This window comes from Lysinibacillus sp. EB106-09-02-XG168, from assembly GCF_058791475.1.
In genome coordinates this window covers 4640450-4663096 of record NZ_JBYTDN010000003.1, presented here as the reverse complement: position 1 = coordinate 4663096, position 22647 = coordinate 4640450, and the positions used below count along the sequence as shown (strand labels likewise).

At 39.2% G+C, this 22647-nt stretch carries 27 protein-coding genes; all 27 read left to right on the top strand.

The genetic code is table 11. The features are described 5' to 3' along the window. Nucleotides 1–189: 189 nt before the first annotated feature. The 27 genes from rpoC to rpsH all read left to right on the top strand — a co-directional run bounded on the left by rpoC (nucleotide 190) and on the right by rpsH (nucleotide 22617). Nucleotides 190–3876: a DNA-directed RNA polymerase subunit beta' gene (rpoC, locus tag AC3WSO_RS23645; RefSeq protein WP_492534073.1), complete on the top strand. Its 3687-nt coding sequence runs from the start codon at nucleotides 190–192 to the stop codon at nucleotides 3874–3876. 138 nt (nucleotides 3877–4014) lie between these two features. Continuing rightward, nucleotides 4015–4263, top strand: a complete 249-nt coding sequence (locus AC3WSO_RS23640; protein WP_349660261.1) for a ribosomal L7Ae/L30e/S12e/Gadd45 family protein — start codon at nucleotides 4015–4017, stop codon at nucleotides 4261–4263. A 98-nt stretch (nucleotides 4264–4361) separates the two neighbouring features. Beyond that, nucleotides 4362–4781 (top strand): 30S ribosomal protein S12, encoded by a 420-nt coding sequence (rpsL, locus tag AC3WSO_RS23635; protein WP_008181595.1) that lies wholly within the window; start codon nucleotides 4362–4364, stop codon nucleotides 4779–4781. 150 nt (nucleotides 4782–4931) lie between these two features. Beyond that, nucleotides 4932–5402, top strand: a complete 471-nt coding sequence (rpsG, locus tag AC3WSO_RS23630) for a 30S ribosomal protein S7 (RefSeq protein ID WP_079562374.1) — start codon at nucleotides 4932–4934, stop codon at nucleotides 5400–5402. 45 nt (nucleotides 5403–5447) lie between these two features. Beyond that, nucleotides 5448–7526, top strand: a complete 2079-nt coding sequence (gene fusA, locus AC3WSO_RS23625) for an elongation factor G (RefSeq protein ID WP_492534071.1) — start codon at nucleotides 5448–5450, stop codon at nucleotides 7524–7526. Nucleotides 7527–7665: 139 nt separating this feature from the next. Then, entirely contained in the window at nucleotides 7666–8853 is a 1188-nt protein-coding gene (gene tuf / locus AC3WSO_RS23620; RefSeq protein WP_079562372.1) for an elongation factor Tu, read from the top strand. A 295-nt stretch (nucleotides 8854–9148) separates the two neighbouring features. After that, entirely contained in the window at nucleotides 9149–9832 is a 684-nt protein-coding gene (locus AC3WSO_RS23615; protein WP_492534473.1) for a response regulator transcription factor, read from the top strand. A gap of 6 nt (nucleotides 9833–9838) precedes the next feature. Further along, nucleotides 9839–10855, top strand: coding sequence for a sensor histidine kinase (locus AC3WSO_RS23610; RefSeq protein ID WP_492534069.1), 1017 nt, complete (start codon nucleotides 9839–9841; stop codon nucleotides 10853–10855). A 96-nt stretch (nucleotides 10856–10951) separates the two neighbouring features. Further along, nucleotides 10952–11713: an ABC transporter ATP-binding protein gene (locus tag AC3WSO_RS23605; RefSeq protein ID WP_492534067.1), complete on the top strand. Its 762-nt coding sequence runs from the start codon at nucleotides 10952–10954 to the stop codon at nucleotides 11711–11713. Beyond that, nucleotides 11703–13661 carry an FtsX-like permease family protein gene (locus AC3WSO_RS23600; RefSeq protein ID WP_492534066.1) on the top strand — a complete coding sequence of 653 codons (1959 nt, stop codon included), beginning with the start codon at nucleotides 11703–11705 and terminating at the stop codon, nucleotides 13659–13661. Before AC3WSO_RS23605 ends, AC3WSO_RS23600 begins: the two co-directional genes overlap by 11 nt. 163 nt (nucleotides 13662–13824) lie before the next feature. Then, the gene (locus AC3WSO_RS23595; protein WP_492534065.1) at nucleotides 13825–15141 is read left to right on the top strand and encodes a Na+/H+ antiporter family protein; all 1317 of its coding nucleotides are present in this window, start codon (nucleotides 13825–13827) and stop codon (nucleotides 15139–15141) included. Between the two features lie 452 nt (nucleotides 15142–15593). Beyond that, nucleotides 15594–15902: a 30S ribosomal protein S10 gene (gene rpsJ, locus AC3WSO_RS23590; RefSeq protein ID WP_004233624.1), complete on the top strand. Its 309-nt coding sequence runs from the start codon at nucleotides 15594–15596 to the stop codon at nucleotides 15900–15902. A 43-nt stretch (nucleotides 15903–15945) separates the two neighbouring features. Continuing rightward, on the top strand, nucleotides 15946–16575 hold the full coding sequence (rplC, locus tag AC3WSO_RS23585) for a 50S ribosomal protein L3 (protein ID WP_197142515.1): 630 nt from the start codon (nucleotides 15946–15948) through the stop codon (nucleotides 16573–16575). 26 nt (nucleotides 16576–16601) lie between these two features. After that, nucleotides 16602–17225, top strand: a complete 624-nt coding sequence (gene rplD / locus AC3WSO_RS23580; RefSeq protein ID WP_079562366.1) for a 50S ribosomal protein L4 — start codon at nucleotides 16602–16604, stop codon at nucleotides 17223–17225. Further along, entirely contained in the window at nucleotides 17225–17509 is a 285-nt protein-coding gene (gene rplW / locus AC3WSO_RS23575; RefSeq protein WP_004233628.1) for a 50S ribosomal protein L23, read from the top strand. Before rplD ends, rplW begins: the two co-directional genes overlap by 1 nt. Before the next feature lie 47 nt (nucleotides 17510–17556). Then, nucleotides 17557–18387 carry a 50S ribosomal protein L2 gene (rplB, locus tag AC3WSO_RS23570; protein ID WP_049662846.1) on the top strand — a complete coding sequence of 277 codons (831 nt, stop codon included), beginning with the start codon at nucleotides 17557–17559 and terminating at the stop codon, nucleotides 18385–18387. Between the two features lie 60 nt (nucleotides 18388–18447). Beyond that, nucleotides 18448–18726: a 30S ribosomal protein S19 gene (rpsS, locus tag AC3WSO_RS23565; RefSeq protein WP_049662848.1), complete on the top strand. Its 279-nt coding sequence runs from the start codon at nucleotides 18448–18450 to the stop codon at nucleotides 18724–18726. A gap of 22 nt (nucleotides 18727–18748) precedes the next feature. Beyond that, complete coding sequence (gene rplV, locus AC3WSO_RS23560; RefSeq protein ID WP_004233639.1) at nucleotides 18749–19093, top strand: 50S ribosomal protein L22; 345 nt, start codon at nucleotides 18749–18751, stop codon at nucleotides 19091–19093. Between the two features lie 3 nt (nucleotides 19094–19096). Then, nucleotides 19097–19750 (top strand): 30S ribosomal protein S3, encoded by a 654-nt coding sequence (rpsC, locus tag AC3WSO_RS23555; RefSeq protein ID WP_049662850.1) that lies wholly within the window; start codon nucleotides 19097–19099, stop codon nucleotides 19748–19750. 1 nt (nucleotide 19751) lies between these two features. After that, on the top strand, nucleotides 19752–20186 hold the full coding sequence (rplP, locus tag AC3WSO_RS23550; protein WP_010860599.1) for a 50S ribosomal protein L16: 435 nt from the start codon (nucleotides 19752–19754) through the stop codon (nucleotides 20184–20186). Then, nucleotides 20176–20376, top strand: coding sequence for a 50S ribosomal protein L29 (gene rpmC / locus AC3WSO_RS23545; RefSeq protein ID WP_049662852.1), 201 nt, complete (start codon nucleotides 20176–20178; stop codon nucleotides 20374–20376). Before rplP ends, rpmC begins: the two co-directional genes overlap by 11 nt. 18 nt (nucleotides 20377–20394) lie before the next feature. Further along, nucleotides 20395–20658, top strand: a complete 264-nt coding sequence (rpsQ, locus tag AC3WSO_RS23540) for a 30S ribosomal protein S17 (protein ID WP_053482810.1) — start codon at nucleotides 20395–20397, stop codon at nucleotides 20656–20658. 43 nt (nucleotides 20659–20701) lie between these two features. After that, entirely contained in the window at nucleotides 20702–21070 is a 369-nt protein-coding gene (rplN, locus tag AC3WSO_RS23535) for a 50S ribosomal protein L14 (protein ID WP_349660268.1), read from the top strand. Nucleotides 21071–21105: 35 nt separating this feature from the next. Then, nucleotides 21106–21414: a 50S ribosomal protein L24 gene (rplX, locus tag AC3WSO_RS23530; RefSeq protein WP_107925086.1), complete on the top strand. Its 309-nt coding sequence runs from the start codon at nucleotides 21106–21108 to the stop codon at nucleotides 21412–21414. A gap of 28 nt (nucleotides 21415–21442) precedes the next feature. Next, nucleotides 21443–21982 (top strand): 50S ribosomal protein L5, encoded by a 540-nt coding sequence (gene rplE / locus AC3WSO_RS23525; RefSeq protein ID WP_079562362.1) that lies wholly within the window; start codon nucleotides 21443–21445, stop codon nucleotides 21980–21982. Nucleotides 21983–22003: 21 nt separating this feature from the next. Further along, complete coding sequence (locus AC3WSO_RS23520; RefSeq protein WP_004233656.1) at nucleotides 22004–22189, top strand: type Z 30S ribosomal protein S14; 186 nt, start codon at nucleotides 22004–22006, stop codon at nucleotides 22187–22189. Nucleotides 22190–22218: 29 nt separating this feature from the next. Continuing rightward, entirely contained in the window at nucleotides 22219–22617 is a 399-nt protein-coding gene (rpsH, locus tag AC3WSO_RS23515; RefSeq protein WP_008181717.1) for a 30S ribosomal protein S8, read from the top strand. Nucleotides 22618–22647: the final 30 nt, after the last annotated feature.

Genomic DNA, 22647 nt, shown 5'->3' with positions numbered 1-22647 from the left:
TTATTAGTGGACACGGTCAAAGTTATTTTTCAAATTAGTCGGGCAGGATTTAACGCCCTGTCCGGCTTCTTCTTTTAATAAATTATTCTATTTTTAATCTTTTGCTAAAGAGAAATGATTCTTGCAAACGATTATCGAGCTGCGTAAAAGAGTCTTTATAAAGACCTATACTAGAGGGAGGTAGGCTCCTTGATAGACGTTAATGAATTTGAATATATGAAAATTGGTTTAGCTTCTCCTGACAAGATTCGTTCTTGGTCATACGGTGAAGTTAAAAAACCTGAAACAATTAACTATCGTACATTAAAACCAGAAAAAGATGGTTTATTCTGTGAGCGTATTTTCGGTCCAACTAAGGACTGGGAGTGTCATTGTGGTAAATACAAACGTGTACGCTACAAAGGCGTAGTTTGTGATCGTTGTGGTGTTGAAGTAACACGCGCGAAAGTTCGTCGTGAACGTATGGGTCACATCGAATTAGCAGCACCAGTTTCTCATATCTGGTACTTCAAAGGTATTCCTAGCCGTATGGGTCTTATTTTAGATATGTCCCCACGTGCACTAGAAGAAGTAATTTACTTTGCATCTTACGTAGTAATCGAACCAGGTGCTACAAACTTAGAAAGTAAGCAACTACTTTCTGAAAAAGAGTACCGTGCTTATCGTGAAAAATTCGGTAACACATTCGAAGCATCTATGGGTGCGGAAGCAATTAAAAAATTATTAGGCAAAATTGATCTTGAAGATGAAACTCAATCTTTAAAAGAAGAGTTAAAATCAGCACAAGGTCAACGCCGTACACGTGCCATTAAACGTCTTGAAGTTGTAGAATCGTTCCGTAACTCAGGTAACTCTCCTGAATGGATGATTTTAGATGTACTTCCGGTAATCCCACCAGAGCTTCGTCCGATGGTGCAATTAGATGGTGGTCGTTTTGCAACTTCCGACTTAAATGATTTATATCGTCGTGTAATCAACCGTAATAACCGTTTAAAACGTTTACTAGACCTTGGTGCTCCAAGCATCATCGTACAAAACGAAAAACGTATGTTACAAGAAGCTGTTGATGCATTAATCGATAACGGTCGTCGTGGTCGTCCTGTAACAGGTCCTGGTAACCGTCCATTAAAATCACTTTCACATATGCTGAAAGGTAAACAAGGTCGTTTCCGTCAAAACTTACTTGGTAAACGTGTTGACTACTCTGGTCGTTCGGTTATCGTAGTAGGTCCAAACTTGAAAATGTACCAATGTGGTCTACCAAAAGAAATGGCAATTGAATTATTCAAGCCTTTCGTAATGAAAGAATTAGTAGAACGTGGCCTTGCTCATAATATTAAATCTGCTAAACGTAAAATAGAGCGTTTAAACAACGATGTATGGGACGTTTTAGAAGATGTTATTCGTGAGCATCCAGTATTACTAAACCGTGCACCTACGCTTCACCGTCTTGGTATTCAGGCGTTTGAACCAACACTAGTTGAAGGTCGTGCTATTCGTCTTCACCCATTAGTATGTACAGCTTATAACGCTGACTTCGATGGTGACCAAATGGCGGTTCACGTACCATTATCAGCGGAAGCGCAAGCAGAGGCTCGTCTTCTAATGCTTGCTGCACAAAACATCCTGAACCCGAAAGACGGTAAACCAGTTGTAACACCATCTCAAGATATGGTATTAGGAAACTACTACTTAACACTTGAACGTGAAGCAGCTCGCGGTGAAGGAACAATTTTCTATGGACCAAACGAAGTATTAATTGCATATGATACAGGTCATGTTCATTTGCATACTCGTATTGCGATTAAAGCAAGCTCGTTAAACAACCCAACATTTACTGAAGAACAAAATAATATGTTCCTATTAACGACTGTTGGTAAAGTAATCTTTAACGAAATCTTGCCTAAATCATTCCCATACATTAACGAGCCAACTGATTTCAACTTAGAGCAAGAAACACCAAGCAAATACTTTGTTAACTTAACAATTGATGAAGAAACGTTAAAAGAGCTTGAAGCAGATGCTACTTATAATGGGCTTGATGAAAAAGGTAAAGTTGAAGCACAACGCACAGCTGTACTGCGCAAACACTTTGCATCAGTACCAGTTGTAAATCCATTCCGTAAAAAATTCTTAGGTAATATCATTGCTGAAGTATTTAAACGTTTCCACATTACTGAAACATCTAAAATGCTTGACCGTATGAAGAACCTAGGTTTCAAATATTCAACACGCGCTGGTATCACTGTAGGTGTATCTGACATCGTCGTATTACCAGACAAAGGCGAAATTTTAGCGGTAGCTCAAGAAAAAGTAGATAAAGTTCAAGCACAATTCCGTCGTGGTTTCATCACGGAAGATGAGCGTTATGATCGCGTTATCTCAAGCTGGAGTGCTGCGAAAGATGAAATTCAAGCTAAGCTGATGAAGTCGCTTGAGAAAACAAACCCAATCTTTATGATGTCTGACTCAGGTGCCCGTGGTAACGCATCTAACTTTACACAGTTAGCTGGTATGCGTGGTCTGATGGCCAACCCGGCTGGTCGTATCATCGAACTTCCAATTAAATCTTCATTCCGTGAAGGTTTAACGGTATTAGAGTACTTCATCTCTACTCACGGTGCTCGTAAAGGTCTTGCCGATACAGCCCTAAAAACTGCCGATTCAGGTTACTTAACACGTCGTCTTGTTGACGTAGCACAAGATGTTATCGTTCGTGAAGATGACTGTGGAACTGACCGCGGTTTAACAATCGGTGCGTTAATGGAAGGCACAGAGCTAATTGAAGCGTTAGATGAACGTATTATCGGTCGTCATACGAAGAAAACAATCTTGCACCCAGAAACAGGCGAAGTAATTTTAGTAAAAGACGGTTTAATCGACCAAGATATCGCTCGTACAGTTATCGAGCTTGGTATCGAGGAAGTAACAATCCGTTCAGCATTCACATGTAATACAAAACATGGCGTATGTAAAAAATGTTACGGCATGAACTTAGCAACAGGTGAAGAGGTTGAAGTTGGAGAAGCAGTTGGTATTATTGCGGCTCAATCAATCGGTGAACCAGGTACACAGTTAACAATGCGTACATTCCATACAGGTGGGGTTGCCGGGGATGATATTACACAAGGTCTTCCACGTATCCAAGAGATTTTTGAAGCACGTAATCCTAAAGGTCAATCAGTTATTTCTGATATCGCAGGTACTGTTTCAGACATCACTGAAATCCGTGAAGGTCTAAAAGAGATTACAATTGAAGGTGAAGTAGAAACACGTAAATACGCAGCACCTTACAATGCTCGTCTGAAAGTACAAGAAGGCGACTTTGTAGAACGCGGTCAAGTATTAACAGAAGGTTCTATCGATCCTAAACAATTGTTAAAAGTTAAAGACGTTTCAACAGTTCAAGAATACTTGTTAAAAGAAGTACAAAAAGTATACCGTATGCAAGGGGTAGAAATTGGTGACAAACATATCGAGGTAATGGTACGCCAAATGCTTCGTAAAGTACGTGTAATTGAAGCTGGAGATACAGAATTATTACCAGGTTCATTACTAGATATTCACCAATTCTCAGAGGCAAACGTAGATGCTGTTATGAATGGCAAAAACCCTGCGACTTGTCGTCCTGTGATCCTTGGTATTACAAAAGCGTCTCTTGAAACAGAATCATTCTTATCTGCTGCATCATTCCAAGAAACAACTCGTGTGTTAACGGATGCTGCTATTAAAGGTAAACGTGATGAACTTCTTGGTCTGAAGGAAAACGTAATTATCGGTAAACTTGTTCCTGCAGGTACCGGTATGCAACGTTACCGTCAAATCCGTATTGAAAAAGATGAGCTTGAGACAGAAAACCTAATTTCTGCTGAATAATCATTAAAATAAGTGCCGAGGAGATGTATTTTTATCATCTCTTCGGACTTTTTAAAGATATGAGTTGACAGCCGAAATTGGTAATGATAATATATTGAAGGTTGATAGTTAACTGTCTGTACTTCGGAGGATATGAAAATGTCTTATGATAGAGTAAGGGATAGTCAAACAATCATAGGTACAAAGCAAACAGTAAAAGCAATGCGAGCCGGTTCAGTGAAAGAACTTTTTGTGGCACTTGATGCAGACAATTGGGTAACCGATTCGGCCATATCTTTCGCGAGAGAAATCGGTATACCAGTTACTCTTGTTGAGTCGAAAAAGGAACTGGGCAAGGCCTGTAGAATCCACGTTGGAGCTGCAGTAGTTGCGATTACTGTAGAGTAGTTTTTGTGTATTAAACACAAAGACTTTGTTTTTACCCAAAAAATGAACCACCTGGATGTGTGGTATTAACAAGGAATAAATGAAGGGAGGAAAAACCGATGCCTACAATTAACCAATTAGTTCGTAAGCCTCGTCAATCTAAAAGCACGAAATCAAAATCACCAGCGTTAAACAAAGGATATAACTCATTTAAAAAATCTTTAACTGACGTTAAATCTCCACAAAAACGCGGAGTTTGTACTCGTGTAGGTACAATGACACCTCGTAAACCAAACTCAGCGTTACGTAAATACGCTCGTGTACGTTTAACTAACCAAATCGAGGTAACTGCTTATATCCCAGGTGAAGGCCACAACTTACAAGAGCACAGTGTTGTTCTTATCCGTGGCGGACGCGTAAAAGACTTAGCGGGTGTTCGTTACCATATCGTACGTGGTGCTCTTGATACAGCTGGTGTAAACGGTCGTTTACAATCACGTTCTAAATACGGAACAAAACGCCCTAAAGAAAAAAAATAATTTAACATTATTAAGCGTTGCTTAATAATGAACTTTAAAATAGTTGTCGCAAATTTTTAATCTTGCTAGCAGATTGGGAATTTGCCAGTCAACTATGACAAAGTAAAACTTATAAAATAAATCGATAACTATTCGAAAGGAGGAAAACACATGCCTCGTAAAGGTCCTGTTTCCAAACGTGACGTGTTACCAGATCCAATTTATAGTTCAAAACTTGTAACTCGTTTAATTAATAAAATGATGGTTGATGGTAAAAGAGGTACTTCTCAAAAGATTTTATACGGTGCGTTCGATATCGTTAAAGAACGTTCTGGTGAAAATCCAATTGAAGTATTCGAAGCTGCTCTAAACAACGTAATGCCAGTTCTTGAAGTTCGTGCTCGCCGTGTTGGTGGTTCTAACTATCAAGTACCAGTAGAAGTACGTCCAGAACGTCGTACAACTTTAGGTCTTCGTTACCTAGTTAACTACGCTCGTCTTCGTGGTGAAAAAACTATGGAAGAGCGTTTAGCTAACGAAATCCTTGATGCTTCTAACAACACAGGTGCATCAGTTAAAAAACGTGAAGATATGCACAAAATGGCAGAAGCGAACAAAGCATTCGCTCACTACCGTTGGTAATCAATATCTAAACCGCATACGCCCAATATGGAAGGAGAAATACCTATGAAACGCGAATTCTCCCTAGAGAATACACGTAATATTGGGATCATGGCTCACATTGATGCTGGTAAAACAACAACAACTGAGCGTATCCTTTATTACACAGGTAAGATTCACAAAATTGGTGAAACTCATGAAGGCGCTTCTCAAATGGACTGGATGGAGCAAGAGCAAGAACGTGGTATCACAATCACTTCTGCTGCAACAACAGCTCAATGGAACGGCCACCGTGTAAACATCATCGATACTCCTGGACACGTAGACTTCACTGTAGAAGTTGAACGTTCACTACGCGTACTTGATGGAGCTGTAACAGTTCTTGATGCTCAATCTGGTGTTGAACCTCAAACTGAAACAGTATGGCGTCAAGCTACAACTTACGGCGTTCCACGTATCGTGTTCATTAACAAAATGGATAAAACAGGTGCTGACTTCCTATATTCTGTAGGAACTCTACACGAACGTTTACAAGCAAACGCTCATCCTATCCAATTACCTATCGGAGCTGAAGATCAGTTCTCAGCAATCATTGACTTAGTTGAAATGAAAGCTACTTTCTACGGCGACGAAAAAGGTACAGCAGTGACTCAAGGTGAAATTCCTGAAGAGCACCGCGCACAAGCTGAAGAATACCGTGAAAAATTAATCGATGCTGTTGCAAGTGTTGATGAAGAAATCATGGAAAAATATTTAGAAGGCGAAGAAATCTCTATTGCTGAACTTAAAGCGGCTATCCGTCGTGCTACGATCGCAGTAGAATTCTACCCAGTAATCTGTGGTACAGCATTCAAACACAAAGGCGTACGCCCAATGTTAGATGCAGTTATCGATTACTTACCATCTCCATTAGATGTACCAGCAATCAAAGGTACTGATGTTGATGGTGACGAAGAATTAGAACGTCATTCTTCAGATGAAGAGCCATTCTCAGCTCTTGCATTCAAAGTTATGACTGACCCATTCGTAGGTAAATTAACTTTCTTCCGTGTGTACTCTGGAACTTTAGAATCAGGTTCATACGTACAAAACTCTTCTAAAGGTAAACGTGAGCGTGTAGGTCGTATCCTACAAATGCACGCAAACTCTCGTGAAGAGATTTCTAAAGTATTCGCTGGGGACATCGCAGCAGCAGTAGGTCTTAAAGATACTACTACTGGTGATACTCTATGTGACGAGAAAAACCTAGTTATTCTTGAATCAATGGAATTCCCTGAGCCAGTAATTTCTCTTTCTGTAGAACCAAAATCAAAAGCTGACCAAGATAAAATGGGTCAAGCTTTACAAAAACTTCAAGAAGAGGATCCAACTTTCCGTGCTCACACTGACACAGAAACTGGTCAAACAATCATCTCAGGTATGGGTGAGCTTCACCTTGATATCTTAGTTGACCGTATGCGCCGTGAATTTAAAGTAGAAGCTAACGTAGGTGCTCCAATGGTATCTTACCGTGAAACATTCCGTAGCTCTGCAAAAGTTCAAGGTAAATTCACTCGCCAATCTGGTGGTCGTGGACAATATGGTGACGTAACGATTGAGTTCTCTCCAAATGAAGAAGGTAAAGGCTTCGAATTCGAAAACGCTATCGTTGGTGGTGTAGTACCACGTGAATACATTCCTGCTGTAGAAGCTGGTCTTCGTGACTCTCTTGAGCGCGGTGTAGTAGCTGGTTACCCACTTATCGACATTAAAGCGAAATTAGTATTCGGTTCTTACCATGACGTTGACTCGAATGAGATGGCGTTCAAAATTGCTGCATCTATGGCGCTTAAAGAAGCTGCTAAACAATGTGACGCAGTTATCTTAGAACCAATGATGAAAGTAGAAGTTGTAATTCCAGAAGAATACCTTGGTGATATCATGGGTAACATTACTTCTCGTCGCGGACGCGTTGAGGGTATGGAAGCTCGCGGTAACTCACAAGTTGTTCGTGCAATGGTTCCTTTATCGGAAATGTTTGGATATGCAACAACTCTTCGTTCAGCAACACAAGGTCGTGGTGTATTCTCAATGACATTCGATCATTATGAAGAAGTACCTAAATCGATCGCTGCTGAAATCGTTAAAAAAAATAAAGGTGAATAATTGAATTTTCATCTTGTATAAAGTATAACTAATTTGTAAGCTATGATTGTGGGATGGTGGATGGGCCCGTTCATCATCAGCAATCATTCTATAAATTTTTAAAAAATATAAACATATAATTTTGAGGAGGCAATCTCTAATGGCTAAAGAAAAATTCGACCGTTCAAAAACGCATGCTAACATTGGTACAATCGGACACGTTGACCATGGTAAAACAACTTTAACTGCTGCTATCGCAACAGTTCTTTCTAAAAAAATGGGTGGGGAAGCTAAATCATACGCTGATATCGATAACGCTCCAGAAGAAAAAGAACGTGGTATCACAATCAATACTTCTCACGTAGAATATGAAACTGATACTCGTCACTATGCGCACGTTGACTGCCCAGGACACGCTGACTATGTTAAAAACATGATCACTGGTGCTGCACAAATGGACGGCGGTATCTTAGTAGTATCTGCTGCTGATGGCCCAATGCCACAAACTCGTGAACACATCCTTTTATCTCGTCAAGTAGGTGTTCCATACTTAGTAGTATTCATGAACAAATGTGATATGGTAGACGACGAAGAATTATTAGAATTAGTAGAAATGGAAATCCGTGACCTACTATCTGAATATGACTTCCCAGGTGACGATCTTCCAGTAATCAAAGGTTCTGCTCTTAAAGCTCTTGAAGGCGAAGCAGAATGGGAAGAAAAAATCGTTGAATTAATGGACGCTGTAGATTCTTACATCCCAACTCCAGAACGTCAAACTGACAAACCATTCATGATGCCAGTAGAGGACGTATTCTCAATCACTGGTCGTGGTACAGTTGCAACTGGCCGTGTTGAACGTGGTCAAGTTAAAGTTGGTGACGTAGTTGAAATCGTAGGTATCACTGAAGAAGCAAAATCTACAACTGTAACTGGTGTAGAAATGTTCCGTAAATTATTAGACTATGCTGAAGCTGGTGACAACATCGGTGCTTTACTTCGTGGTGTAGCTCGTGAAGATATCCAACGTGGTCAAGTATTATCTAAACCAGGTTCAATCACTCCACACACAAGCTTCAAAGCTGAAGTTTATGTTTTATCAAAAGAAGAGGGTGGCCGTCATACTCCATTCTTCACTAACTACCGTCCTCAGTTCTACTTCCGTACAACTGACGTAACAGGTATCTGTAACTTACCAGAAGGCGTTGAAATGGTAATGCCTGGCGATAACATCGAAATGACAGTAGAACTTATCGCTCCAATCGCTCTAGAAGAAGGTACTAAATTCTCTATCCGTGAGGGTGGCCGTACTGTAGGCGCTGGCGTAGTTGCTTCTATCCAAAAATAATTTAAGCATTTAGCTTATTTTCAAAACCAATCTGTAGGGACGCTTACAGATTGGTTTTTTATGTTAAAATAAGTTAAAAACATTTAATAATTTCACTTGAATTAGATTATTTTATGTATACATACTAACTGAAATACCAAAGAACATAAGAATTTCAACACGATAAAGTGAAGATAAAATCTTTTATCTACAAAATTGCTGGGGATAAAATCAAATGCAGCATATAGACTGTAGAATTGTATTCCTTTTAATATACATAATAAACATTTCATGGGAGGGGAATTTGCAAATGGAGATGAAAATACTGTTGATAGAAGACGATCCATCTATTTTCGAAATGATTCAGACACGTTTTGCACAGTGGTCGCTTCAAGTTGTAGGTGCTAAAGATTTCCAAAAAGTAATGGATGATTTTATTGAAGAAAAACCACAGCTTGTATTGATAGACATTCAGCTACCTGCCTATGATGGCTTTCATTGGTGTCGTGAAATACGTCATATCTCAAAGGTGCCAATTCTCTTTCTATCTTCACGAGACCATCCAATGGATATGGTTATGGCAATGCAAATGGGTGCAGATGACTTTGTACAAAAGCCGTTCCATATGGAGGTATTACTTGCAAAGGTACAAGCCGTTTTACGTCGTACATATGATTATATAGAAGAATCAATGGATGTCACACGGTTTAATGGTGCAGTTATTGACTATGCGCGCAGTGAAATTATGTATGAGGGGAAGCTTGCCTCATTAACTAAAAATGAGCTCTTCATTTTACGTGTATTAGTGGAGAAGGTCGATCAAATTGTTTCTAGAGATGATTTAATGAGAAAGTTATGGGATGATGAACGCTTTGTCAATGATAATACATTATCGGTAAATGTTAATCGATTACGTACTAAGCTTGAGGAGATAGGTTTACAAGAAGTGATTTTAACTAAAAAGGGACTTGGTTATATGGCTTTAACACAAGGGACGTGATGGACAATGCTCATTTTATTTTTAAGAGAACGCCTCGCATGGATAGTCTTTTTTGTTTTTATCATCGTTATGATCAATGTTTTATTTTCTTTAGACGTTGGATTAGTGGGGACATCAATATTGTATACTAACATTAGCATGCTTAGTAGCTTTTTGTTCTTTCTTTTTTGGCGATACGTAGTAGAAGTCGGGCGGCTAAAAATTTTCCTAGGAAATGTTGAAAACCAATTTGATGACGTGCATAGCAAAAATTTAGTGTTATCGCCTTTTCAAACAGCATCCTTTACTAAAATTGAAGAAGTTCTCTACGGTAAGAACACAGAGTTAAATCAAGCAAAGGTACAGCTGCAGGAATATTCGGATGAACTACTAGCATGGGTTCATGAAGTAAAGGCACCTTTAACTGCGGTTAATTTGATGCTGGAACATGTAGAAGATTTGACATTACGTCGTAAATTAGAGACAGAATGGCTAAGGCTGCATTTATTGGTTGATCAGCAGCTACATCAAACACGGTTAGCTTCAATTGAAAAAGATAATTATATGATGGAAATTGAGCTAAGAACGGTTGTCTATAAAGAAATAAGAGCTATGCAGGCATGGTGTATTGAAAAAGGTATTGGTTTTGATGTGGAAGAGTTAACAGATACAGTGACGACGGATGCTAAATGGCTAGCCTTTATCATCAGACAAATTCTATCCAATGCGATTAAATATAGTCCTGCAAATTCAGAGGTAATAATATTTACAGAAGTAGATGCTACTGGAGCAACACTATTACATATAAAAGATGCAGGTATTGGTATCCGTAAGGAGGATCTACCGCGAATTTTTTATAAGTCGTATACAGGAACAGCCGGAAGAGAGTCTGCGCAATCGACAGGTATGGGTCTATACTTAGCACATAATGTGGCGCAGAAAATTGGCGTCCGTATTACTGTCCAATCTAGTGTAGGTGAAGGCTCGATATTTACATTACGTTTTCCATTACAAAATGAATATGTCAAACTAACAGGTAGATGACGAAATTGTCACCTACCTTTTTATATTGTCATGTAAAACACACGAATTGGCGACGTAGACAGGGTACACTTGAACTATAGAAAGGGGCGTTTACAAGTGGCGGTTTTAATTGGTCGTAAAGTAAAAAAAGTATATGGTAAAAAATCAACAGCCCAAGAGGTGTTAAAGGGTATTGATGTAGAAGTAAATCAAGGTGAATTTGTTGGCATTATGGGACCTTCAGGCTCTGGGAAGACAACACTCTTAAATGTTTTGTGTTCAATTGACTTTGCTACAGAAGGTGTTATTGAAATAAATGGTCAAAACTTACGTGGTATGAAGGAGAAGGCGTTAGCTAATTTCCGTCGTGAACAATTGGGATTCATATTTCAAGATTATAATTTATTAGATACACTAACGGTGAAAGAAAATATTCTACTACCATTAGCTATTGGCAAGCTACCAAAGGCTGTTGCAGAGAGTCGTGTAAAGGAGCTTACACAATTATTAGGTATTGCAGAGATTTTAAATAAATATCCAAATGAAATATCAGGTGGTCAAAAGCAACGTACATCGGCAGCCCGTGCACTTATTACAAATCCATCACTTGTATTTGCTGATGAACCTACAGGCGCACTTGATTCAAAATCAGCTACTGCACTTTTAAAAAATCTACAAAGTATTAATGAGTCAAAAAAAGCAACGATTATGATGGTTACGCATGATGCGGTAGCAGCGAGTTTTTGTACACGTGTTTTATTTTTAAAGGACGGACTCATTTATAGTGAGCTATATAAAGGAGATAAAACGAGACAGGCATTTTTCCAAGAAATCATGCATACACAAAGTGTGCTAGGCGGTGACGGTTATGAGTCTTAGTAAACTCGTATTGCGCAGTATGAAGAAAAATATGAAGCATTATTATTTATATTTTTTCGCACTTATTTTTAGTGTTACTTTATATTTTTCTTTTGTGACTTTACAAAATAATGCTGAAGTGCTCGCTACAGTAGAGAAGAGCGGTACGGCCACAGCGGGTTTTAAAGCAGCAACCTATATGTTGTACTTTATTGTCTTATTCTTCGTCCTATATGCAAATCATCTATTTATGAAGCGTCGTAGTAAGGAGATAGGCTTGTATCAGCTAATAGGGATGACGAAGGGGCTTATCGTACGTTTATTAGCGGTAGAAAGTATTCTATTATTTGTAGGCGCGGTCATTTTAGGTATGCTTGCAGGGTTCTTTAGCTCGCGCTTATTTGCAATGATTTTACTGCGCGTACTCGAAAAAGAGGCACTTGTGACAATGACATTTAGTACAGAGGCATTACAGAAGTCAATTGTAGTGTTTGCCATTCTACTAGTCATTGTACTTATGCAAATGGCTTTAATGATTTATCGTGTATCATTGCTATCACTATTTAGCGCTTCCAAACAAGCTGATGAGCGCGTAAAACGGTTCAGCCCATTACAAATGGTTATTGGTTTTTTAGGGCTTGTGCTAATTGCATATGGCTACTATGCATCAACTAAGCTTTTCGATATTAACTCTAATGGTGATTTAGTTCTTAATATGACTATTATTTTAGCAACTACTATTGGCGGAACATTCCTTGTTTTCCGTTTCTCTGTAGCATTTATTATGAATTCAATTCGACTTAAGAAAAATGGACATTTAACTGCTCGTGATGTCTTAGCGTTAACACCGATTATGCATCGTATGAAGAGTAATGCGAAATCCTTAACGCTTATTACGGTTTTAACGGGTGTTTCGCTTGGCGTTACAACTTTAGCTTATATATCGTATTATTCATCAGAAGCGTCGGCGTATAGCCAAGTACCTGGTGATTATGTTTTACTTGAAGATAGGAGCCAGGAATTTTTAAAGAAGCTAGAGGATAATCATATTGCTTTTGACAAAATAGATTACCGATTACAGAGCGTTTCAGCTTCCTTTTCACAGCTTTTATCCAAAGAACAGCAAAATAAAGATAATCCCCTTGATGGTGCAGAAGGAATCATTTATACAATTCCACTTTCTGATTATCAACAAATAGTTCCTGAAGCTTCTGTTTCGGATAACGATGTTATATTAACAAACTACGGTGGTTATATGGCAGAGATGTTTCCGCTTGAAAAGGATCGTGATGTAGTTGTCACTCCTGGAGGTCCAGAGGTTACTAAGGAAGAAACGCTTCATGTCAAAGATGTTCAACATGAAAGTATTATAAGTGGTACTGTGACTTCAGGGCCTGGGGGACCAATTTTTGTAGTTCCGGATTCACTGTTTGAAAAGTTAGCTGTTCATGATGTACCTGATATGTGGCAAAATCAAACTACTATAAATCTAAAGAATAAAAGTGATTTAGCTCTAGCAGAGAAATTATATATGCAATCAGATGGCGAAAACTTTATACAATCCTATGAAGCAGCACGTAAGGGGAATATTGAAAAGTTAGGAATTACGATATTTACCGCAGCATTTTTAGGGTTAGCATTTTTAGTGACAACGGGTAGTATTTTATACTTTAAGCAAATGTCTGAAGCTGAAGAGGAGCGAGGTTCTTATACGATATTAAGAAAAATTGGCTTCGCTGAAAAAGATATTATGAAAGGTATTTATATGAAACAAGCCTTTAATTTTGGTGTTCCATTAATAATAGGGCTGCTTCATAGTTACTTTGCTGTTAAGTCAGGGTGGTTTTTATTCGGCTCAGAGTTAACCGCACCATTATGGATTGCTATGAGCTGCTATATAGCGTTATATGCTATCTTCGCTGTACTTGCTGTTGGCTATTATAAAAAAGTCATTCGCGAATCGTTATAAATAGGAAGAATTCTTAAAACAGTATGATTAGTTAAGGTCATACTGTTTTTGTCGTTTGAAATTAGGGGATTTTTCCAGGGGGTAAAAATATCTTGACTTTCGAGTATTAGACGATTAAAGTTTAATGTGTTAGTAATCTAGTGTACGAAAGTGAAGTGTTGAAATGAACGCAGTAATTGTGGCAGTGGCCGTCATGTTAATATTAAGCTTGCTCCGTATCAATGTTGTTCTTTCTCTTGTATTAGGAGCCTTCGCAGGGGGGCTAGCAAGCGGCATGGGGATTGAAGCAACTGTACAATCATTTACAGAAGGATTAGGAGCAGGCGCAACGATAGCTTTAAGTTATGGGTTGCTTGGTGGTTTCGCTATTGCCATTTCTAAAACAGGAATTCCTGAATTAATGATTGCAGGAATTTTAAACATATTAAATAAAAATGGTACAAGTAATCGAAAAGGGTTAGTTAAGGTTTTAATTTTCCTACTGATCTTTATGATGTCTATTTTCTCACAAAACTTAATTCCAATTCATATAGCCTTTATCCCGTTATTAATACCTCCAATCTTGAAGGTTTTAAATATACTAGAGGTTGACCGACGAATTATTGCTACATTAATTGCTGTTGGTTTAATAGGAACGTATAGTTTCGTACCTGCAGGCTTCGGAGCTATTTTCCAAGATATCGTTTCTACTCAAGTTACCAAGGCAGGTATGGAGGCATCTTCACGTGATGTACCAGTAGCAATGGCTATACCCGTTCTGGGGATGTTAATTGGATTATGTCTAGCCTTTATCGTATATCGAAAACCTAGACAATATCAAAATAAAGATGTTGATACAGAATCTTTAAATGTTCATGTCAGTAAGTTCGTTATTCTTTCTACGACTGTGGCTTTAATTGTTTCTCTATGTGCACAAATTTATACTGATTCGATGATTGTAGGCGCCTTTGCAGGAATTATGATGATGTATTTTACTGGTGCACTTAAATGGAAAGAGGCTGATGAGATTCTTTCTGAGGGAATGAAGATGATGGCCTTTATAGGTTTCGTGATGATCGCTGCAAATGGATTTGCATCTGTTATTAACGCCACGGGTCATGTAGATAGCTTAATCGCAAGCTCGCTATCAATTCTTCAAGGCAATAAGAGTCTAGCTATATTGATAATGTTGGTCATTGGTTTAATAGTGACGATGGGGATTGGTTCTTCCTTTGCGACTGTACCTATTATTGCAACCTTATTTGTGCCTCTTGCACAAGGGTTAGGAATGAGTCCTTTGGCGATTATCTGTCTTATAGGTACAGCAGGTGCTTTAGGTGATGCAGGCTCTCCTGCTTCAGATTCTACTCTTGGACCAACTGCAGGTTTAAATGTAGATGGACAGCATAATCACATTTGGGATACATGTATACCAACGTTTATTTTTATAAACATCCCACTTATTATATTTGGCTGGGTGGCATGTGTGTTTTTCTTATAAGTAATAGAAAGAGTGGCTTCTAACTATTAGAGGCTGCTTTTTTATTGTCTTTATGAAATTATAGTTTGTTAATGGCGTCATAACTAAGTACATCATTTTCAAATTGAGTTCACTAGTGCTTTACAAAATTGTTCTTGCAGTCTGTTATTGTTTGAAATATTCGAAAACGTTGATATAACAACCTTATGTGTTGCAAAGTGCATGAGAATTTTATATACTAGTAATCGGTTTAGAGGAACGAGAAATATTAGTAGTAAGAATATCAGCAACATTTAAAAGAATTTAGCGAAAAGACTTGCTTATTCTTTTTTTATTGGGTATAATGTTGAATGTTGGTCTTTGACTGCGATGAAACGAGAGGTTGCCGACACACCCGGCCGCTTTGCCATGGCGGTGTGACGGAAAATTTTCGTGGAGAATGTCTAGAAAATAGGCGAGAAGGAGGGAAAATAATGGCAAAACAAAAGATTCGTATTCGTTTAAAAGCGTATGATCACCGTATTTTAGATCAGTCTGCTGAGAAAATTGTGGAAACTGCAAAACGTTCAGGTGCAAGTGTATCAGGTCCGATTCCACTTCCAACTGAGAAGTCTGTGTACACGATTCTTCGTGCCGTTCACAAGTACAAAGATTCTCGTGAACAATTCGAAATGCGTACGCATAAACGTCTGATCGATATCGTTAACCCAACACCACAAACTGTTGACGCGTTAATGAAACTTGATTTACCATCTGGCGTTGATATCGAAATCAAACTTTAATGGTAAAAATATAACTATTCAAAACTTACAGGAGGTGTGACAAATGGCTAAAGGAATCTTAGGTAGAAAAATTGGTATGACACAAGTTTTTGCTGAAAACGGCGATTTAATCCCGGTAACAGTTATCGAAGCTACTCCAAACGTAGTTCTTCAAAAGAAAACTGCTGATACAGATGGCTACGAAGCTATCCAAGTTGGTTTCGAAGACAAGCGCGTTAAGCTTTCTAACAAACCAGAACAAGGTCACGTAGCAAAAGCGAACACTGCTCCTAAGCGCTTCATTCGTGAATTCCGCAACGTGAACGTTGAAGAATACGAAGTTGGTCAAGAAGTCAAAGTAGAAATTTTCGCAGAAGGCGATGTAATTGATGTAACAGGTGTTACTAAAGGTAAAGGTTTCCAAGGTGTAATTAAACGCCATGGTCAATCTCGTGGTCCTATGGCCCACGGTTCTCGTTACCACCGTCGTCCTGGTTCAATGGGTCCAGTTGCTCCGAACCGCGTATTCAAACAAAAGAAATTACCTGGTCAAATGGGTGGCACTGTAGTTACAATCCAAAACTTAGAAATCGTGAAAGTTGATGCGGAACGTAACTTACTACTTGTTAAAGGTAATGTTCCTGGTTCTAAAAAAGCTCTAGTTACAGTTAAAACTGCAATTAAAGCTAAGTAATCACCTAAGGAAAGGAGGAAACAGGAATGACAAAAGTATCTGTACTTAGTCAAACAGGTGCTTCAGTTGGTGAAATCGAATTAAACGATGCGATCTTCGGAATCGAGCCAAATGAAGCAGTATTATTCGACGCTGTAGTTGCACAACGTGCTTCTCTACGTCAAGGTAATCACAAGGTTAAAAACCGTTCTGAAGTTGCTGGTGGTGGTCGTAAACCATGGCGTCAAAAAGGAACTGGTCGTGCTCGTCAAGGTTCTATCCGTTCTCCACAATGGCGCGGTGGTGGTGTCGTATTCGGCCCAACTCCACGTAGCTATTCTTACAAATTACCGAAAAAAGTTCGTCGCTTAGCTCTTAAATCTGCTTTATCAGCTAAAGTAGTAGAACAGAACTTCTTAGTTCTTGATGCTCTTTCACTAGCAGCACCAAAAACAAAAGAATTCACAAAAATCCTTAAAGATCTTTCTTTAGAGAAAAAATCTTTATTCGTAACTGCTGACCTAGATGAAAACGTAGCATTATCTGCTCGTAACATCCCTGGTGTAACAGTTTTAACTGCAAACGGAATCAACGTTCTTGATCTATTAGGTCACGATAAAGTTGTGTTCACTAAGTCTGCAGTAGAAAAAGTTGAGGAGGTGCTTGGATAATGGAAGCACGTGATATTTTAAAACGTCCGGTCATTACTGAGCGTTCTTCAGAACTTATGGCAGAGAAAAAGTATACTTTCGAAGTAGACACTCGCGCTAACAAAACTCAAGTAAAAGACGCTGTAGAAGAAATCTTTGGTGTAAAAGTTGAGAAAGTAAACGTTCTTAACTACAAAGGTAAATTCAAACGCGTTGGCCGTTACGGTGGTTACACTAACAAACGTCGTAAAGCGATTGTTAAATTAACTGCTGATAGCAAAGAAATCGAATTATTCGAAATGTAATCCTTTATGGATTTATGATTTGAACAATCAAGAAGGAGGGAAACACAATGGCGATTAAAAAGTATAAACCTACCTCTAATGGTCGTCGTAATATGACGTCTTTAGACTTTGCGGAAATTACAACTAACAAGCCTGAGAAATCATTGCTTGAACCAACTAAACGCAAAGCTGGTCGTAACAACCAAGGTAAAATCACTGTTCGTCATCATGGCGGTGGACATAAGAAGCAATACCGTGTTATCGATTTCAAACGTGTAAAAGATGGCATTCCGGCTAAAGTTGCTACTATTGAATATGATCCAAACCGTTCTGCGAATATCGCATTAATCAACTACGCTGATGGAGCAAAAGCTTACATCTTAGCACCTAAAGGTCTAGAGGTTGGTCAAACAATCGTATCTGGTCCAGATGCTGATATTAAAGTAGGTAACACATTACCATTAGCAAACATTCCTATGGGTACAACAATCCATAACATCGAGTTAAAACCTGGTAAAGGTGGACAATTAGTACGTTCTGCTGGTACTTCTGCACAAGTACTTGGTCGTGAAGACAAATACGTAATCGTTCGTCTACAATCTGGTGAAGTTCGTTTAGTGTTAGCTACTTGCCGCGCTACAATCGGTCAAGTTGGTAACGAACAACACGAACTAGTACACATCGGTAAAGCAGGTCGTAGCCGTTGGTTAGGTAAACGCCCAACAGTTCGTGGTTCTGTAATGAACCCTAACGATCACCCACACGGCGGTGGTGAAGGACGTTCTCCAATCGGACGTAAATCACCAATGACTCCTTGGGGTAAACCAGCACTTGGTTACAAAACTCGCAAGAAGAAAAATAAATCGGATAAATTCATCATCCGTAGTCGTAAAAAATAATGTGGTTAAACTACGGTTCTATGTGAGAGCCGTGGTGGAATCACGGAGGGAGGTTCCTACATGGGTCGCAGCTTGAAAAAAGGACCTTTTGTTGATGACCACTTAATGAAAAAAGTGGAAGCGCAAGAGGCTTCTGAGAAAAAACAAGTTATCAAAACTTGGTCTCGCCGTTCTACAATTTTCCCGACTTTCATCGGTTTAACGATTGCTGTTTATGATGGACGTAAACACGTTCCTGTATACGTAACAGAAGATATGGTAGGCCACAAACTTGGTGAATTCGCACCAACACGTGCTTACAAAGGTCACGGTGCAGACGACAAGAAAACAAGACGCTAATTTTGAGAGGAGGTAAATCCTAATGACACAAGCTAAAGCTATCGCTCGTACTGTTCGCATTGCTCCTCGTAAAGTCCGTCTAGTTGTAGACTTAATCCGAGGCAAGCAAGTTGGTGAGGCAGTTGCAATTTTACGTCATACTCCAAAAGCGGCGTCTCCAGTCGTTGAAAAAGTATTAAAATCTGCAGTTGCTAACGCTGAGCATAACTACGATCTTGACATCAACTCTTTAGTAGTTTCTGAAGTATTCGTTGATGAAGGTCCAACATTAAAACGTTTCCGTCCACGTGCACAAGGACGTGCAAGCGCAATTAACAAACGCACAAGCCACATTACTCTAGTGGTATCTGAGAAGAAGGAGGGTTAATCCGTGGGTCAAAAAGTACATCCAATAGGACTACGCGTTGGTATTATTCGTGACTGGGAGTCAAAATGGTACGCTGAAAAAGACTATGCAACTCTACTTCATGAAGACATCAAAGTGCGTAAATATATTGAAACGGCTCTTAAAGACGCTTCTGTTTCTAAAGTAGAAATCGAACGCGCTGCAAACCGTGTAAACATTACAATTCACACTGCGAAACCAGGTATGGTAATCGGTAAAGGTGGTTCTGAAGTTGAGAATCTTCGTAAATACCTTAGCGATTTAACTGGTAAACGTGTACACATCAACATTATCGAAATCAAACGTGCTGATCTTGACGCTCGTCTAGTAGCTGAAAACATCGCTCGTCAATTAGAAAACCGTGTATCATTCCGTCGTGCGCAAAAGCAAGCGATCCAACGCACAATCCGCGCTGGTGCAAAAGGAATTAAAACACAAGTATCTGGTCGTTTAGGTGGCGCTGATATCGCGCGTGCTGAACACTATAGTGAAGGAACTGTTCCACTTCATACTCTACGTGCTGACATCGACTATGCACACGCAGAAGCTGACACTACTTACGGTAAATTAGGCGTTAAAGTATGGATCTACCGTGGTGAAGTTCTTCCTACGAAGAAATCTGTGGAAGGAGGCAAATAATATGTTATTGCCTAAACGCGTAAAATACCGTCGTGAACACCGCGGAAACATGCGTGGCGAAGCGAAAGGCGGTAAAGAAGTATCTTTCGGCGAATGGGGCTTACAAGCTCAAACAGCTAGCTGGATTACTAACCGTCAAATCGAATCTGCACGTATCGCGATGACTCGTTACATGAAACGTGGCGGTAAAGTTTGGATTAAAATCTTCCCACACAAACCTTACACTAAAAAACCTCTAGAAGTCCGCATGGGTTCTGGTAAAGGTTCTCCTGAAGGTTGGGTTGCAGTAGTAAAACCAGGAAAAGTAATGTTCGAAATCGCTGGTGTATCTGAAGAGATCGCACGTGAAGCACTTCGTTTAGCATCACATAAGCTTCCTGTTAAATGTAAGATCGTAAAACGTCAAGAAACTGGTGGTGAATCTAATGAAAGCTAATGAAATCCGTGACCTTGCCACTTCTGAATTAGAATTAAAAGTGAAATCACTGAAAGAAGAGCTTTTCAACCTTCGCTTCCAATTGGCGACTGGTCAATTAGAAAACACAGCTCGTATTCGTGAAGTGCGTAAAGCAATCGCGCGTATGAAAACTGTTATTCGTGAAAGAGAAATCAGTGCAAATAACTGATAAAGGAGGTTTTCAAGTATGACTGAGCGTAATCAACGCAAAGTTTACACGGGCCGCGTTGTTTCAGATAAAATGGATAAAACAATTTCTGTTTTAGTTGAAACTCATAAAAAGCACAAGCTTTATGGTAAACGTGTAAAATACTCTAAAAAGTTTAAGGCTCATGATGAATTAAACACAGCGAAAATCGGTGATATCGTACGTATCATGGAAACTCGCCCGCTATCAGCTACTAAACGTTTCCGTCTAGTTGAAGTTGTAGAAAAAGCGGTTATTATTTAATAACTATTTCGGAACAACCAATTTCCGAAGGGAGGTAACCTAAGTGATCCAACAAGAAAGTCGTATGAAAGTTGCTGACAACTCAGGTGCACGTGAAGTTCTTACAATTAAAGTCCTTGGTGGCTCTGGCCGTAAAACTGCTAACATCGGTGATATCGTTGTTTGTACAGTTAAGAAAGCAACACCAGGTGGCGTTGTTAAGAAGGGTGACGTTGTTAAAGCTGTTATCGTTCGTACAAAATCAGGCGCACGTCGTAAAGATGGTACGTACATCAAATTTGATGAAAATGCTTGTGTAATTATTCGTGATGATAAATCACCACGCGGAACTCGTATTTTCGGACCTGTTGCACGTGAATTACGTGACAGCAACTTCATGAAAATCGTTTCTCTAGCTCCAGAAGTTCTTTAATTTCATGATAGTGCCAATCAAGGAGGTGCGACAGCATGCATGTAAAAAAAGGTGACAAGGTTAAGGTAATCACTGGTAAGGACAAAGGCAAAGAAGGCGTTATCCTTGCTTCTTTCCCTAAACAAGATCGCGTTCTTGTTGAAGGTGTGAACATCGTGAAAAAACACGTAAAACCTAACCAATTGAATCCACAAGGTGGAATTGTAAGCCAAGAGGCTGCAATTCACGTTTCGAACGTAATGCTTATCGATCCTAAATCTGGCGAGCCGACTCGTGTAGGTTATAAAATCGAAAACGGTAAAAAAGTTCGTGTTGCAAAAAAATCAGGTGCAGTAATCGACTAATTTCTATAAAAAGAAGGGAGGTACACAAATGAGCCGCCTAAAAGAAAAATATTTAAATGAAGTTTCAACTGCTCTTATGAGCAAGTTTGGATATAAATCAGTTATGCAATTGCCGAAAGTTGACAAAATCGTTATCAACATGGGTGTTGGTGATGCAGTTCAAAACTCAAAAGCATTAGATGCAGCTGTAGAAGAATTAACAATTATCACTGGTCAAAAACCAGTTGTAACTAAAGCGAAAAAATCGATCGCAGGTTTCCGTCTACGTGAAGGTATGCCTATCGGTGCTAAAGTTACATTACGCGGTGAGCGTATGTATGAATTCTTGGACAAATTAATCTCAATTTCACTACCTCGTGTACGTGACTTCCGTGGTGTTTCTAAAAAAGCATTCGACGGTCGCGGTAACTACACTTTAGGTGTTAAAGAGCAATTAATTTTCCCAGAAATCGATTACGATAAAGTTTCAAAAGTACGCGGTATGGACATCGTGATCGTAACGACAGCGAATTCTGATGAAGAAGCTCGCGAGTTATTGACACAATTCGGTATGCCGTTCCAAAAGTAATTAAACAAGGAGGGCGAAAACGTGGCTAAAAAATCTATGATCGTTAAACAACAACGTAAGCAAAAGTTTAAAGTGCAAGAATATACACGTTGTGAACGCTGTGGCCGTCCACACTCTGTATATCGTAAATTTAAACTTTGCCGTATTTGTTTCCGAGAACTTGCATATAAGGGACAAATTCCTGGCGTGAAAAAAGCCAGCTGGTAATCCCCTAATTTGGGAAGGAGGTAAATGTAATGACAATGACTGATCCGATTGCAGATATGCTTACTCGCATTCGTAATGCGAACATGGTTCGTCACGAGAAGTTAGAAGTACCAGCTTCCAACGTGAAAAAAGAAATCGCTGAAATTTTAAAGCGTGAAGGTTTCGTACGTGACGTAGAATACGTGGAAGACAACAAGCAAGGTATTATCCGTATCTTCTTAAAATACGGTAAAGATAACGAACGCGTTATCACTGGCTTAAAACGTATTTCTAAACCTGGTCTACGAGTATATGCTAAAACAAATGAAGTGCCTAAAGTACTGAACGGTCTTGGTATCGCTTTAGTGTCAACTTCACAAGGTTTATTAACAGATAAAGAAGCTCGCGCTAAACAAGTTGGCGGCGAAGTTCTAGCATACGTTTGGTAATTAGCAATAAATGAATGGAGGTGCAACTAA